This window comes from Flavobacterium sp. LHD-80 (genome assembly GCF_030929605.1).
Classification (GTDB): Bacteria; Bacteroidota; Bacteroidia; order Flavobacteriales; family Flavobacteriaceae; genus Flavobacterium.
The window spans coordinates 220,963-237,157 of the sequence record NZ_JAVFVS010000001.1; the positions used below are offsets into that span (position 1 = coordinate 220,963).

10 protein-coding genes are annotated in these 16,195 nt (G+C 33.2%); 3 read left to right on the top strand and 7 right to left on the bottom strand.

The genetic code is table 11. The features are described 5' to 3' along the window. Positions 1-6 precede the first annotated feature (6 nt). The gene (locus RB619_RS00940; RefSeq protein ID WP_308092960.1) at positions 7-2,139 is read left to right on the top strand and encodes an OmpA family protein; all 2,133 of its coding nucleotides are present in this window, start codon (positions 7-9) and stop codon (positions 2,137-2,139) included. A gap of 98 nt (positions 2,140-2,237) precedes the next feature. Then, complete coding sequence (locus RB619_RS00945; RefSeq protein WP_308092962.1) at positions 2,238-2,723, top strand: hypothetical protein; 486 nt, start codon at positions 2,238-2,240, stop codon at positions 2,721-2,723. Between the two features lie 125 nt (positions 2,724-2,848). On the opposite strand, the gene RB619_RS00950 is transcribed toward RB619_RS00945, so the two are convergent. Next, positions 2,849-3,229 carry a DUF1573 domain-containing protein gene (locus RB619_RS00950; protein ID WP_308092965.1) on the bottom strand — a complete coding sequence of 127 codons (381 nt, stop codon included), beginning with the start codon at positions 3,227-3,229 and terminating at the stop codon, positions 2,849-2,851. A gap of 252 nt (positions 3,230-3,481) precedes the next feature. On the opposite strand from RB619_RS00950, the gene RB619_RS00955 reads away from it, so the two are divergent. Then, complete coding sequence (locus RB619_RS00955; RefSeq protein WP_308092969.1) at positions 3,482-6,115, top strand: valine--tRNA ligase; 2,634 nt, start codon at positions 3,482-3,484, stop codon at positions 6,113-6,115. Positions 6,116-6,234: 119 nt separating this feature from the next. On the opposite strand, the gene RB619_RS00960 is transcribed toward RB619_RS00955, so the two are convergent. From RB619_RS00960 to RB619_RS00985, 6 genes are all read right to left on the bottom strand, one after another. Next, the gene (locus tag RB619_RS00960; RefSeq protein WP_308092972.1) at positions 6,235-7,548 is read right to left on the bottom strand and encodes an APC family permease; all 1,314 of its coding nucleotides are present in this window, start codon (positions 7,546-7,548) and stop codon (positions 6,235-6,237) included. Between the two features lie 197 nt (positions 7,549-7,745). Beyond that, complete coding sequence (locus tag RB619_RS00965; protein ID WP_308092974.1) at positions 7,746-10,028, bottom strand: TonB-dependent siderophore receptor; 2,283 nt, start codon at positions 10,026-10,028, stop codon at positions 7,746-7,748. Positions 10,029-10,283: 255 nt separating this feature from the next. Further along, entirely contained in the window at positions 10,284-11,009 is a 726-nt protein-coding gene (locus tag RB619_RS00970; RefSeq protein WP_308092977.1) for a DUF4198 domain-containing protein, read from the bottom strand. Positions 11,010-11,280: 271 nt separating this feature from the next. Beyond that, entirely contained in the window at positions 11,281-12,411 is a 1,131-nt protein-coding gene (locus RB619_RS00975) for an alpha/beta hydrolase-fold protein (protein WP_308092983.1), read from the bottom strand. Further along, on the bottom strand, positions 12,408-13,583 hold the full coding sequence (locus RB619_RS00980) for a PepSY-associated TM helix domain-containing protein (protein WP_308092985.1): 1,176 nt from the start codon (positions 13,581-13,583) through the stop codon (positions 12,408-12,410). Before RB619_RS00980 ends, RB619_RS00975 begins: the two co-directional genes overlap by 4 nt. 75 nt (positions 13,584-13,658) lie before the next feature. Continuing rightward, positions 13,659-16,025 (bottom strand): TonB-dependent receptor, encoded by a 2,367-nt coding sequence (locus RB619_RS00985; RefSeq protein ID WP_308092988.1) that lies wholly within the window; start codon positions 16,023-16,025, stop codon positions 13,659-13,661. Positions 16,026-16,195 lie beyond the last annotated feature (170 nt).

Sequence of the window (16,195 nt, forward strand, 5' to 3'; positions counted from 1 at the left end):
AAAAGTATGAAAAAATTACTCGTTATTATATTCGTATTTTCAATACAGTTTATAAACGCTCAAGATAAAGAATTGGCAAGAGCCAAACGATTCTTCGATAAAACATATTATGCAGAATCGATTATTCTATATGAAAAATTAGCCGAAGAAAATCCTTCACAGGAAGTCATTAAAAATTTGGCAGACTCTTATTATTACACTAATAATTTAGTAAAAGCACAGCGTTATTACAGACTGTTATTTCAAAATTATAATAAGGATTTAAATCGTGAATATTATTTTAGATATGCTCAAACTTTAAAAGCAACCAATAGTTATGCTGATGCAAATGTGGCGCTGAAACAGTATTATGCTTCATCTACTACAAGTAAAGATTCTGTTTATTTTCAAAAGGAGCTGAAAGAGCTTGAAAATGTTTCGGCAATAGGAAACCGATTTGAAATTAAAAATCTAGGATTAAATACACCAAATTCTGAATTTGGAGCGGTTAAGTACAAAGATAATTTGGTTTTTGCTGCTGTAAAATTAAAACCCGGATTATTTGACAAAAAGTTTAAATGGGACAATGAAACCTATTTAAATTTAGTTTCAGTTCCTTTAAATGAAATTAATGCAGTCGAACCAAACCTAGGTTATTTTGCAACAGAATTAAAAACTGGAATGCACGAATCGAATGCGGTTTTTACAAAAGATGGAAAAACGGTTTATTTTACGAGAAACAATTCAAAAAATAAAACAAGAAAAACAGACGACAAGAAAGTTTCAAATCTTCAAATTTTCAAAGCAGAATTGGTTGACGGGAAATGGACAAATGTAGTTTCGCTTCCGTTTAACAGTGCAAATTATTCAGTAGAACATCCTGCGTTAAGTGCTGATGAAAAAGTGTTGTATTTTTCTTCTGATATGCCTGGATCTGTTGGCTCTTTTGATATTTATTCGGTAAATATCAACAAAGGAGCATTTGATACACCAAAAAATTTAGGTCCAATTGTCAATACTGATAAAAGAGAACAGTTTCCTTTTGTAGCTTCTGATAATAAACTTTATTTTTCTTCTGATGGACATTTAGGTTATGGATCACTTGATGTTTTTGTTTCAGAAATTAACGGAAGTGAATATTCTGAACCTGTAAATATCGGATTACCTTTAAATTCTAATTTAGATGATTTTTCGTTTAATATTGATGCCACTACAAAAGAAGGTTTTTTTGCTTCCAATAGAGATGGCGGAAAAGGAAGTGACGATATTTATCAATTTAAAGAAACAAAAGAATTAATTGTAGAAGATTGTAAACAGTTTATCGTCGGTACAATTACTGATGTTGACACAAATTTAGCATTAGAAAATGCAACTGTAATGCTACAGGATGCTGATAAAAAGACTTTAAATACAATTACAACTTCGGCAGACGGAAAATTCAGTTTTACGGTGGCTTGCGAAAGTTCGTATACTGTTGTTGCTTTCAAAGAAAAATATACAAACGAATCTAAAATTTTGACCATTGGAAAAACTAGAAATGTTACTAACGATGGTTCATTGGCACTAAAATCTTTAGATGCTATTAAACTCGAAGAAAAACAGCTTGCTGAAAACAAAAGAAAGCAAGAACTTATTTTAGAAGAAGAAAATAAGAAAAAAGAAGCGTTGGCAATTATTGCTCTAAATGAAGCAGCAAAAAAAGCGAAAGCTGATGAAATAAAAGCAGAAGAAGTCAAGAAAAAAGAGAAAGTAGCTGAGATTTTAAAACAGGAAAAAGATGTTGTAAAAGATGATAAGGATCGATTGATTATCAAAACAGATCCTATTTATTTTGATTACAACATGTGGTATATTCGTAAAGAATCTAAGGTGGTTTTGGGCAGAGTAGTGGCTTTGATGAACAAATATCCAGGAATGGTAATCGAGATTGGTTCTCACACAGATTCTAGAGGAAATGCTAAATTTAATGAAGAACTGTCTCAAAAAAGAGCCAATTCGACAAGAGAATTTATTATTCAGTCAGGAATAAATGCTAGTCGTGTTTCTGCAAAAGGTTATGGAGAATCAGTACCAATTATAAAATGTAAAACTGATGATGCTTGTTCAGAAGAAGATCATGAATTAAACCGAAGATCTGAATTTGTAATTAAGAAATTATAGATTTTATAAAAAACATAAATTTAATTAAGAAGCCTTTTTTTTGGCTTCTTTTTTATTTAATTTTATAAAATAACCGTATCAAAATAAAATATCTAATTATGAAAAATCTGGCCTTATCATGTTTGCTAATTACTTGCATTGGATTCCAAAGCTGTAAAAACGAAGAAAAACAAAAAGAAATTGAAGCTGCGAAAGCCGAAGGCGAAAAAATTGTTAGCAGTGAATGTTATCAGGCAATTTATGAGAAAGATACGCTACAGCTTAAGTTGAATAAGTTGAAAAACGGAAAAATAGCTGGAAATATGATCATGAAAGTGGCTCAAGCAACAGAAACAACAGGTGAGATTTTGGGAGAATTTCATGGGGATACTTTGTTTGCCGATTATACTTTTGTTGAAGTAACGAATAAAAACAAAACGTTCAAAAACCCAATGGCATTTCTTAAAAAAGACAAACAGCTAATTCTTGGAAAAGGAGAGATGCAAACTACAATGGGGGTTACTTATTTGCTAAAAGATAAACCAATCGATTTTGATCGTGTAAAATATAAATTTGAGAGTGCAGAATGCGCAGATAAAAAATAAAGAAGATTTTGTTTATAACGATCTTTGTCAAAGTTCAAAACTTTGACAAAGATTTGATAATGCTGAAATAAAAAGCCGTTTCTAATTTTAGAAACGGCTTTTTGTATTTTAAGATTTTAATTTATTTATAAAACTTCACCTTTAATTTTTAAGGCAACTCTTCCGTCAGGATAATTGACAGCATTGGTTTCTACGGTAATTGTTTTACGAATAGGGCCAGAAACCATATTGTATTTTACATCAATTTTTCCTTTTTTGCCAGGCTGAATCGCAGCGGCTGGTTTAGTAACTACAATAGAACTTACTGTCGATTCTGCTCCGATAATTAACAGTGGGGCATCGCCAGTATTGGTGAATTCAAAAGAGCGGACTCCATTATCACCTTTCGAAATTTTTCCATAATCAATTGTATTGTCCTGTGCCGAAAATTCGATTTTTGGGCCATTTTGCGCATAACCGATTGCGCTGAACAATACGATTGCAATGAACGAGGCAACATTTTTCATTTGAAATTATTTTAAATTGTAAGTAAATATACATTCTTTTAATTAACACACAAATTAATAATTCGCTTTTTATAGTGTCTTTAATTATTTACTTTTGCTGTCAGTTATAATTACAAAAATTGAACCAATTTTTCTGTTTAATTGTTTAATCGTTAATTCGTTTAATCGATTAATGATTTGAAAAAGCAAGAATCAATTAAACAGTTAAACAAAAAAACGATTAAACAGTTAAACGATTAAACAACCTAATAAATGACAATTCCAGCACAATTTGACGCTAAGACGATTGAGAACAAATGGTATGATTACTGGATGAAAAACAATTATTTTCATTCAGAACCAGATCATAGAACGCCGTATACTATTGTAATTCCACCGCCAAACGTCACTGGAGTCCTTCACATGGGACATATGTTGAACAATACGATTCAGGATGTTTTAATTCGTCGTGCACGTTTAAAAGGTTTCAACGCATGCTGGGTTCCGGGAACGGATCACGCATCGATTGCTACTGAAGCAAAAGTGGTGGCTAAATTAAAAGCAGAAGGAATCAATAAAAATGATTTAACTCGTGAAGAATTCCTAAAACACGCTTGGGAATGGACAGACAAATATGGCGGAACAATCTTGGAGCAACTTAAGAAATTAGGTGCTTCGTGTGATTGGGAACGTACCAAATTTACTATGGATCCAGATATGTCAGCATCTGTAATTAAATCGTTTGTTGATTTATACAACAAAGGATTAATCTACAGAGGTTACCGAATGGTAAACTGGGATCCTGAAGCTAAAACGACTTTATCTGACGAAGAAGTTATTTACGAAGAACAACAAGGAAAATTATTTTTCTTAAAATATAAAATCGAAGGTTCAGAAGATTTCTTGACGATTGCTACAACGCGTCCTGAAACTATTTTTGGAGATACTGCAATCTGTATCAATCCAAATGATGAGCGTTTTACACATTTAAAAGGTAAAAAAGCTATCGTTCCTATTTGTGGAAGAGTTATTCCAATTATCGAAGACGAATATGTAGATGTTGAATTCGGAACAGGATGTTTGAAAGTAACGCCTGCACACGATATGAACGATAAAACTTTAGGAGAAAAACACAATCTTGAAATCGTTGATATTTTTAATGAAGATGCTACATTAAACAGCTTCGGATTACATTATCAAGGAAAAGATCGTTTTGTGGTTCGTACTGAAATTGCAAAAGAACTAGAAGAAATTGGAGCTTTGGCGAAGACCGAAATCCATTTAAATAAAGTTGGAACTTCTGAAAGAACCAAAGCGGTAATCGAACCAAGATTATCAGATCAATGGTTTTTGAAAATGGAAGATTTGGTAAAACCAGCGATAAAATCAGTTTTAGAAACAGGAGATATTAAATTACATCCAAAACGTTTCGAAAACACGTATGCACACTGGTTAAACAATATCCGCGATTGGAATATTTCTCGTCAATTGTGGTGGGGACAACAAATTCCTGCTTATTATTACGGAGACGGAAAAGAAGATTTCGTAGTTGCAGAAAATATAGAAGACGCTTTAAAGTTAGCACAGGAAAAAACTAACAATTCACAATTAACCATTAACAATTTAACACAAGATGTTGACGCGTTAGATACATGGTTTTCATCTTGGCTTTGGCCAATGTCAGTTTTCGGAGGAATTATGGATCCGGAAAGTGCAGATTACAAATATTATTATCCAACAAATGACTTGGTTACGGGTCCGGATATTTTGTTTTTCTGGGTTGCCAGAATGATCATTGCAGGTTATGAATATGCGGGCGAAAAACCATTTACAAATGTATATTTGACTGGTTTAGTTCGTGATAAACAACGTCGTAAAATGTCTAAGTCATTAGGGAATTCTCCTGATCCTTTAGATTTAATCGATGCTTTTGGAGCTGATGGTGTTCGTGTAGGATTGCTTTTAAGTGCTTCTGCAGGAAACGATATTATGTTTGATGAAGAATTATGTAATCAAGGAAAAGCGTTTTCAAACAAGATTTGGAATGCATTTAAATTGATTAAAGGTTGGGAAGTTTCTGAAACTATTCCACAGCCGGAATCATCAAAAGTGGCAATCGAATGGTACGAAGCGAAGTTGCAACAAACTTTAGTTGACATTGAAGATAATTTTGAGAAATACAGAATTTCAGATTCATTGATGGCCATTTATAAATTGGTTTGGGATGATTTCTGTTCTTGGTTCTTAGAAATGATCAAACCAGCTTACCAACAGCCAATTGATAGCGTAACTTTCGCGAAAGCGATCGAAATGTTAGAAAGTAATTTGAAATTACTTCACCCATTTATGCCTTTCTTGACAGAGGAAATTTGGCAATTAATTGCTGAAAGAACCCCGGAAGAAGCTTTAATCGTTTCGACTTGGCCAGAATTAAAACCGTTTGATGCAAAATTGATTTCAGATTTTGAAAACTCAATTGAAGTAATTTCAGGAATCAGAACGATCAGAAAAGACAAAAATATTCCGTTTAAAGATGCAATCGAATTGAAAGGAATCAACAGCGAGAATGTTTCAACGTATTTTGATTCAATTATAACGAAATTAGGAAACGTTTCGGCTTTCGAATATGTTTCTGAAAAAGTAGACGGAGCATTGTCTTTCCGTGTAAAATCAAATGAATATTTCATTCCGATTACAGGAAATATTGATGTTGAAGCTGAAATCAAAAAGCTGACAGAAGAATTGAATTACACAAAAGGATTCTTGAAATCTGTTGAAGCAAAACTTTCAAACGAGAAATTCGTAAACGGAGCTCCGGAAAAAGTCTTAAACATTGAAAAACAAAAACAAGCTGATGCTTTGGCAAAAATTGCTACAATTGAGCAGAGTTTGGCTGGTTTGAAATAAGAAATAGAGTTTCTATTACTTTATAAAATTAAACCCGACAGGTTTCAAAACCTGTCGGGTTTGTTGTTTTTATACATGCAGTTTGTCATTCCGAGGAACGAGGAATGACAAAAAACGCGTTACTTTCTTCTTTTCAAAACCAAAAACAAAGGATAAGAAACCACAGTAATTCCAATAATAATAGCAAAACCTTTTGGATCGCTGTAAATAAATCCAAGTAACAACGCGATAGAGACAATTATTGCAATTATAGTGGTCCACGGATACCAAAAAGAGCGATATGGCCTTGGTAAATCTGGCTCTTTAGTTCTTAATTTTAAAAGTGAATAATAGGCTAATCCCCAAACAATAATTGACATAAAGGCGGCGAAAGAAAACAGAACTTCAAAAGAACCAATACAGATTAAAAACAAACTGAAAAGCGATGAAATTAAAAGCGCTACAATTGGCGTTCCGCCTTTATTGACCTGAGTTCCTCTTTCGATAAAAAAACCGTCACGACTTAGTCCGTAAAGGATTCTTGGTGGAATCATCATAAAAGCATTCAAAATACTAATTAGAGAGAAAATTGAAATTACGGTAACTACAATTGCTCCATTTTCTCCAAAAAGAGCTTTTGCAACATCTGCAGCAGCAAGATTTGATTTGGCCAAAGTTTCAATTGGTAATACATGAAAAAAAGCTGCATTTACTAAAATATAAATGGCTACTACAAGCAAAACACCACTGTACAAGGATTTCGGAATATTTTTGCTTGGATCGTCATTTTCTTCTGCAAAAAAGCAAACGGCGTTCCAGCCATTATAAGTTCCAATGATAAGCTGTAACGATTTGAAAAATCCAAAAATAAGTCCGATTTGAAAGATTGAACTGTCGGTTTTGATTTTTGGAACATCAATTCCGGAATAAATAAAACAAGCAATGATTAAAGCAACAAAACAAATCACTTTTAGTAAACTTGTAATTTGCTGAATAACGCTTCCGTTTTTGACACCACTTAAATGAAGTAATACAAAAGCAACTAACAAAGAAATGGATATTACAGTAGAATAATTGGCAAGAGATGGGAATAAAATAATTGAATATTCGCTAATCACTATACAGTAAAAAGCAGGAGGAATCGCATTGACAATATAATCAAACCAACCCGATAAAAATCCGGCATATTCGCCTAAAGCTCTTTTGATATAATTATATGATCCACCAGCTTTTGGCAGCATTGTAGACAATTCTGAATAGGAATTGGCTCCTAGTAAAACGTATAAACCTCCAAATAACCAAGAAGCGATAATGAGCCAATAATTGTTTAATAAATGTGCAATGTCGCCTGGTGTGCGCAAAATCCCGACTCCAATTGTTCCGCCAATTAATACTGCAATGTTAAAACTTAATCCAAGTGTTTTTTTTAATTGGTTTTGTTTGGAATCTGACATAGAATTTGGTTTTGTTTAAGATGGATAATTTAAAACAAAAATAGAGATAATTAAGAGGACTTTCTTTTACTGAAAAATAAAAACCTCATTTATTGCTAAATGAGGTTTTTGTTGAAATTTAAACCAAAACTTTCACTGCTTTTTTAGAAAAACAAAGAGAAGAATAGTTTTAACAAATTAAAATCTAATTCAAAAATTTAGAATTTGTATCGTAAGCTTGTCATGATTTGACGAGGTGCAATTGGATTTACACTATAGTTTTCGTGAACCGTGTAATTAAGTTCATTTGTAATGTTTGATAATCGGCATAAGATTGAGAATTTCTTCCAGTCATATCCAAGAGAAGCATCTACAGTAACATATCCTTCTAGAGGGATATCACGATCTCTAATTGTTACTACATAAGTTGGCGGATTTGTTGCAGGTACAACAGGAGTCCATAAATAATCATCATTCCAACCTCCTGTACGATCACCAATATAATTTCCAATAGCTCCAAAAGTTAATCCTTTTAATAAACCGCTAGGTAATTTGTAGAAAAAGCTCAAATTGGCAGTATTTTTTGGAGTTCTTGCTAAAATATCTCCAACAACAAGACTTCCGTTTGTTCCAGATGATTTAGATACTTTGGTTTCATTAAAACTGTAACCAGCCATAATGCTTAATCCTTCAAGAGGATTAGCTGTAATATCAATTTCAACTCCTTTTCCTTTCGTAGCACCAACTAATTCTTTAATCGCAGTATTTGTATTTTGTGTAACACCATCAGCTAAATAAGGAGCCGTTTGCGCTAAATTGTTATTTGTAATTTGATAAACGGTAACGTTTGTACTCAATAAACCTCTCCAGAAATCTTTTTTCACACCCACCTCATATTGGTCGATAATAGAAGGATCTAAAGGTTTTAAATCTGCAGTAGTTCCTGTATTTGGTGTAAAAGAGTTAGAGTAACTTGCAAATAAAGATAAATCTTTAGTAGGCTGAACAACCAATCCCGCTTTAGGTGAAAAAGCTTTGTTTATAGTTTTAGCGCCATCAACTGCTACTGCATCATCAAGAGAAGTTGTGATAACACCTTTTGTAACTACTTCTTTTGAAGTTGTAACGTAACTTTCTTGCCATGACCAACGCAATCCTGCTAACACTTTAATATGTTTTGTAACCGAAATCAAATCCTGAGCATAAGCACCAAAACGTTGTGTATTTGTAGTTGCTAATTGTGTAGCTCTAGTTGGATAAGGTACATTAAGACTTTGCGTGCTGTAATCGTAATTATAAAGATTTATTGGTGTAGCTTCGGTCGTAATTGCAGTTGTCGAAGTTGGTGTTGCATAAAAACCATACGTATAACTTGGAGCAATAGAATTTTCATAATCAACGCCAGTAAATAATTGGTGTTTAATTTTTCCTGTATTGAAAATTCCTTGTAAACTTAATTGATCACCAAAAATGTTTTCAGCACCATCAGATTTGGTTAAACCACGTTTCCAGTTTCCATTTGCTTCAATTGTACTTAATTGCGCTGTAGAAGTTTGTGTTCTTCTGTATGTTTGATAAGACGAATTGAAGTTCAATTTCCAATTTTTATTGAAGTCATGATTAAACAACATGGAAGCACTAGAAGATTTTGTATTTGCAGTAGACCAAAGTGCTCCAAAGAACTCATTACGAGGCAAATCTAAAATTGTTTTTCCGTAGATTCCGGTACCAAAATCAGGAGTCCAGTCTGCACTTAAATAATCTCCTTGCAATGTAATTTGAGTTTTATCTGAAAGATGAAACAAAAGCGATGGGTTGATGTAAATACGTTCGTTTTTTACAAAATCTCTAAAGCTTTCTGAGTTCTCGTAAGATCCAGTAAAACGGTATGCAATAGATTTATTTAATGGTCCGTAAAAGTCGATAGATGGCTTATAGTACGAATAACTTCCTATTTGCATAGATGCCTCGCCACCTTCTGTGAATTTTGGTGTTTTGGTAACCAAGTTCATAATTCCACCTGGAGCAACATTTCCATACAATAAGGCTGAACCTCCTTTTAAGAATTCTACTTTTTCTAAAGAAGAAACTTCTGGAATAGAACCCGCATTGTAACGGAAACTGTTTTTGAACATATTGTTTGCACTCATATCATAACCTCTCGAAAAGAATGATTCTTGTGCACCACCACGAGCAGATCCTACATAAACACCATTTAAGTTTTTTACTACTTCACTTAATCTGATTGCTTGTTGCTGTTCGATTACTTCGCTTCCAATAATCTGAACACTTTGTGGCAAGTCCATAACTTTAATTCCTGAACGCGCTGCTTCAATTGGTTTTTTAGGCTTGTTTGCTGTGATTAAAACTTCATTTAAGATTTCTCCTTTTTTGTTTTTAACAGTATCACTTACAGTTGTGGTATTTTCTGCACTTGTAAATTCTTGGCTATAAGCACCGAAACTTATAAAAGATAAAGCAAGTAGTAAACTATGTTTCATGTGATTTATTTAGATTTAATAAAAATAATTTTTTGTGCAAATATACAGTTACATATAGCGTTTAACAAAATTTATAAAAGGATTTTCTTACTTAAAGTTGTATTAGTTTTGCCTTAAGATTAGCTTAAGATTTTGGTTTTTACATTCTAATTTATTATTTAGAATGGTTTTAAAGAATTGGATTGAAAACAAAAAAACCTTGCTCTTACGAACAAGGTTTTTTACTAAGACTAATTTAAAAATGAAGGGGTATTATTATTTTACAGCAATTTGGTAAGTAGCCATTTTCCAAATTTCATCATATTTTTTGCCGTTATGTTCTCCAGATGATTTGTCTGTGTGCGCATATTCAACCATATAATTTCCTGACCAGATAGGAGTAAATGAAAATTCACCTTTATCGTTTGTCCATAATTCTTTTTCCCAGCCGTTTGGAGCTATTACTTTAATTTTTGTTTCTTTTGCTATAGCGCCATCATAAGAAGCTACGCCACTAATTTTGCTGTCTTTTTTTGCAACGTCTGCATTTTCTGAGAAAACAGCAATCTTATTGGTGTTTGATGTAATGTTGTTTCCTGTAGCTTTGTTTCCAACAACAACAGTTGCACTTGAATTGTAATCTAATTTCATTGTTCCATAAACATCTTTAACCGTATGGTGCATTACAATAGTATAAACCCCATCTTCATCTGGTGTAAAAAACGCTTGGTATTTATTATCTAAAGCTTTTGAAGTAAGTTTAGTTTCTTTTTTTGATGGACTGATAACTACTAAAGAGAAATCTTTTAAATCTGAAAACCATTTGTCAGCTTTTGTAATATCGTTTTCAGAAAATTCTCCAAAATAAACTGAAATTTCTTGTGCTTTTCCTTTAACTCCTGTCGATTTTGTTTCGATCCAAAGTGCATGAGCAAATAATTGTGGACTTGCAACTAACATTAAAAGTAAAAATGTAATTGTTTTTAAAGTTTTCGATTTCATAATAATTAAGATTAATAGTTTTTAGAAATTTCTTTTGCAATTTTTAATGCCAAAGAAATAATTGAATAGCTGACTTTGCTTGCCTGCCGAAATTAAATGCAAATATAAAGTTTAAAATCAGTTTAGCAATTCTTATTTAGAATAAATATTAATAATAATTGCTAAAGTTTTATTTGAAAGAATTTAAGAAGAAAAAAATGGCCTCATTCTATAAACAAGGCCTAAAAAAATAAATCAGAATTATTAGGGAAGTGTTTCTATTCGTTCTAGTTTAATTTTGAAACTGCTTTCGAGCATCGGTGGCTAATTTTTCATTTCCGTTCTTTAGATAAGCTTTTTCTAAAGAAACATACACATTTTTGCTTTTAGGGTAATATTTTTCAGCCCATTTAAAAAAGGTGATCGCTTGATCTGTTTTTTCAATATCTAAGCAATAATTTCCCATCCAATCCAGATAATTTTCGCTCGGAACAAAAGTAAAACCCGTTTGTTCAGAAAGTTTTGCATATTGTTTTTCTACTAAAGATGGATCTTGAACAGCTTGTTTTACCTGAACTAGATGTTCTTTGAAAATAAATCGCAATCCGTCGTATTCAGCCGGAATCGGAATTGTTCCGTGGTCTTCATTTTCATAATATTGAAATCCCCAGCGTAGATTTTTTGTTTTTTTGTCGTTCAGCAATTTTTCAAATTTTCTTATTCCACGTGCCATATCGGTGGTTGTGTCTTGCGGAATATTTATTTTATTGGCCATAGCCACATAAATATTGCGTTGTTCAAAATCTTTTTTATTGAAAATAGAATCAGCTTTTTTGATCATAATTTCGTTATCCCACCAAAGACTCGGATCAATAATGATGTAAGAATTGAATAATTTGGTGTGATGCAAAAGAATGTTTGTGGCCGTCAAACCTCCAAAAGAATGTCCGTTTAATATATTATAACCAGAAGTTCTGTAATTTTTTTCGATATACGGGCGCAGTTCTTTTTCTAAAAAAGTAATAAAGTTTTTATTGCCCCCAGTTTGCTGAAACATATTTTTCTTTTTGTCAAAAAAAGCTTGTCTGTTTGCTTCAGTAGGTGTCAGATCTCGCGTTCTATTCGTATTGGTAATCCCTACAACAATCATTTGTGGTATCATTGCATAAGGACCTTTTGCTAACGATTGCTGTAGTCCTGTAAAAGAATGAAAATTGCTTTCGGCGTCTAATAAATAAACCACTGGATATTTTGCTGGAGCAAATTTTGAGGAATTATAATCGGGTGGGAGATAGACCCAGAAACTTCTTTCTTCATTTAAAGCTTTTGAAAATATGCGGTGTTTGCTTCCAATCGTTATGCTGTCTTGAGAAAAGGAATTGGAAAACCAAAAGAAGAGCAGGAGTAGGAATATCTTTTTCATATGGAAATAGGTTGTGTTTTTTTCTTTTTATTTTGACGTCCGTACCAAATTAAGAACCCAGTAACGGGCAGAAACATGCAAATTAGGCCAATAAACAAGGTTAGTGTTTTTCCGATCCATCCGGCCCAGAAACCTATATGCAGATTCATTGTCGTATCGTCGATATCTAATCCGTTGAGGACTTTTACTGGAATTTCGATTTCTTTCCCTGTGTATCGGTTTATAGAAAAAGTTTTTCCGTTTTGAACGCCTTTTAGTCCAATATCTTCAGCCGCAACTGCAAACAAACTGGTTATGCTGTCTTTTGCGGGAACCGATAATTTTACTTGTTCCGCTTCTGGATTTTTTGCAAATAGTTTTTCTACAATTGGATTTAGTGGAGCAAATGTTTTGGTGCTGTCATATTCTGGTTTTAAATCTCTAATAACGGCATAGGCGCGTGGCTTTCCATCAAAAATTTTGTGTGTCGCTTTATTTAGAGGTTTATTGACAATAATTAATCCTGTTATGGTAATCAATAAAGCTGGCAATAAATTGTAAAAACCAGGAACGTTGTGCAAATCATAATTAAGCCTTTTAAAACTAGATTTCCATTTAATGGTAAAACTTTGTGATCTGGTTGATTTGTTCCACTTTTTTGGCCACCATAAGATAAGTCCGGTAATCAATTCAATTAAAAAGATCCATACCGATATTTCTACAATCAAATTTCCTGCATCACCAAACGGAATATGACCGCTGTGAATGTGGGCAATCACATAAAAAAAGTCATACGCTTTTCCAGAGGTTAAAACTTTTCCGGTATAGGGATCAATCCAGGAAAACTGCAAATCTCTTTCTTTTGTTGAAGAAGCCAATTTTATGGTTCTTTCAGGATTTCGATAGGTAATAAAATAACTCGCTTTTCTATCGGGATACTGTTTTTTGAATGCTTTTAAAAGTTCTTCGGGAGTTAGTTTTTTTTCTTTTACTTCTTTGACATATAAAGAATTGTAGGCAAGACCATCAATAATATTATCACAAAAAATAAATAAAACGCCTGTCAACGCAACGATAAAAACAATTATTCCAGACGAAAGTCCAAGCCATAAATGAAGCCAATGATTCAGTTTGCTCCATTTGCTTTTTGCTTTGCTTTTTTTCTCAGTTCGTTTGATTGGATTGTTTGTCATAATAAAAAATGATAAAACCAAGCCGGCACCACCATGAAAGATATGCCAGCTTGGTCACAACTAATTAAAATTGTTTTAAAATTTAAGCGTGATGTTAGCCACTAATTGTCTTGTAGGCATCATTGTAGACCAATAATCGTTTGTCCAATATTCCTTATTAGCAATGTTGTTTAATTTTAAACCAAGTCTGAATTTTGATTTTTCATAAAAAACCGTTGCATCCATAACAGTATATCCGTTTACAGTGAAAGTATTAGCATCGTTGGCAAAACTGTCGCTTTGTGTGTTTCCTCCAAAACCAAAACCAAGACCTTTTACTTTTCCATCTAATATTTTGTAGCTCATCCAAAGATTTGCCACATTTGCTGGCGCACCATAAGGCGTTTTCCCATTTGCGGCTCCAGAGGTATATTTACTTTCGTTATATCCGTAACCCATAATGACGTGGAAACCTCTAAATGGATTGGCAATCAAATCAGCTTCAAAACCTTTACTGCTTTGAGTTCCATCCTGAATCTGAAATCCATTGTCATAACGTACTTTGTCTTTTACCTTAATGTCATAATAGCTTAAAGTACCGTTTAATTTCCCACCTAATATTTCAACTTTTACACCACCTTCCAGCTGATTGGCCTGTTCTGGTTTGAATTCAACAATAGCACCTCCAGGAACTTCTCCCGCACCAGTATTGGTAAAGCCATTCATATAATTTCCAAAAACAGAAACTTTGTCTTTTACAATTTGATAAACAACTCCCATTTTTGGAGAGAAGAAATTTTGATTTTGTTTCGTGATTCGGTCTTCGTTATGATCGTAACGAACACTCGCCATTGCAAGCAAATTATCTGTAAAATTGATTACATCAGACACATAAGCACTAGTAGTTCTTAAATCTCTATTATTAACCAGCCAAGGCTCTGGCAGATCAGCAAGCATTTTTTTGTATTTTTCCATGTTGATAGTAGGCGCATCTCCATTGATTGGCGTCAAAGGATTTCCTGCCGCAGCATCATATGAATTGATCATCCATCGTGTATCATTTGTTCCTAAATACACATAATCCAGACCAACTAACAAACGGTTTTTTAAACTTCCAATTTTAAAGTTTCCAACGAAATTTTGCTGTAACTGACTCGTTTTGAAAGTACTGTTGATTGTCATTAATCGGCGTTGTAAAAGAGGTAATGCTCCAGCAGTTGGATTATTATTCATCAATAAGAATAAATAATTTGCTTTGTTGTCTGTGTAAGCATTAGAGAAATTGGTTTGAGAAACCCATTTTTCAGACAACTTGTAAGTCGCCCTTGCGTAAACGTTAGTATTTTTTGCTTCCGACTGTAAATCATCTGATGAATTTGATTTTTTAAAATCAAAATTTAAATCATTGAAGCTTTTATAATTTGAATTTGCCGGATTGAAATTTCCTAAACCAGTATAACTTGCATTTCGGCTTCCGCTGTACATTTCGACATCAAAATCAAAAGTAAGTTTGTCATTTGCAATGTACGTGAACGATGGAGCAATAATGAAAGTTTTGCTTTTTCCAAAATCCTGCCATGTTTTTTGATTGTCCAAAGCAGCGTTAATTCTAAAAAGCATTGTTTTTTCTTCGTTAAGAGGTGTATTAAAATCAATAGTTGTTCTGCTCAAGGCCCAGCTTCCGGTAGTATAGCTTACTTCACCTTTTGTGATTTCAAAAGGTTTTTTGGTGACTCTATTTACAAGTCCACCATAAGTAGTTAATGTAGAACCAAATAAAGTCGCCGATGGTCCTTTGATAACTTCAATGCTTTCTAAATTTACAGGATCGCTCATGGTTACATAATTGGTATTCATTCCGTTACGGATAGAACCCGCCGCCGAAGCGCCACTGAACCCACGCATTCTGATGCTTAATCCAACTCCTCCTGATCCTACACTTTGCGTCACATTGCTTAAACCTGGAGCAGTAGTCAAGGCACTTCTAAAATCAGTAGCAATTTGTTCTTGGAAAAGTTCTTTTGGAACAACTGTATAAACTTGTGGATTTTCTAAATTGCTGATAGGTAATCGAGCAACATATTCACTTTTCTTTTCGGCAAATTTTTTGGCTCCAGAAACTACCACAACTTCCTGAAGTTCTTTCAAAGAAGATTCCAATTGAAAGGTAATATTTGCGGTTTCGTTAGCAGTTACAGTCACTTGCTGTTTGGCCGGTGTATGTCCCATCATATTGATTTCGATTTGATAGGTTCCTGCTGGAATTTTATGCAAAATAAAAATTCCGTTTTCGTCTGTAATTGCCGATTTTTTTAATTCGGTTATTACAACATTTACAGATCCTGCATTTTGGTCATCAGCTGTAAGTACGGTTCCTTTTATAGAACCTGTATTTTGTTGTGCAAAGGCACTTGTCAGTAAAAAGCACCACAATAAAGTAGTGTAAAAGAGCTTGTTTAACATTTTTGTTGGCTTGGTTTCAATAAAAAACATATTATGTTTATTTAGATTGGTTATAAATTGATAATTTTACGCAAAAGTAAGCGGTTAATAAAAAGCCGATAAACGCAAAACGGATTAATATAAACGCAAAAGGGATTAATTGAAATTGACTAATAATTAGAAGATTACAA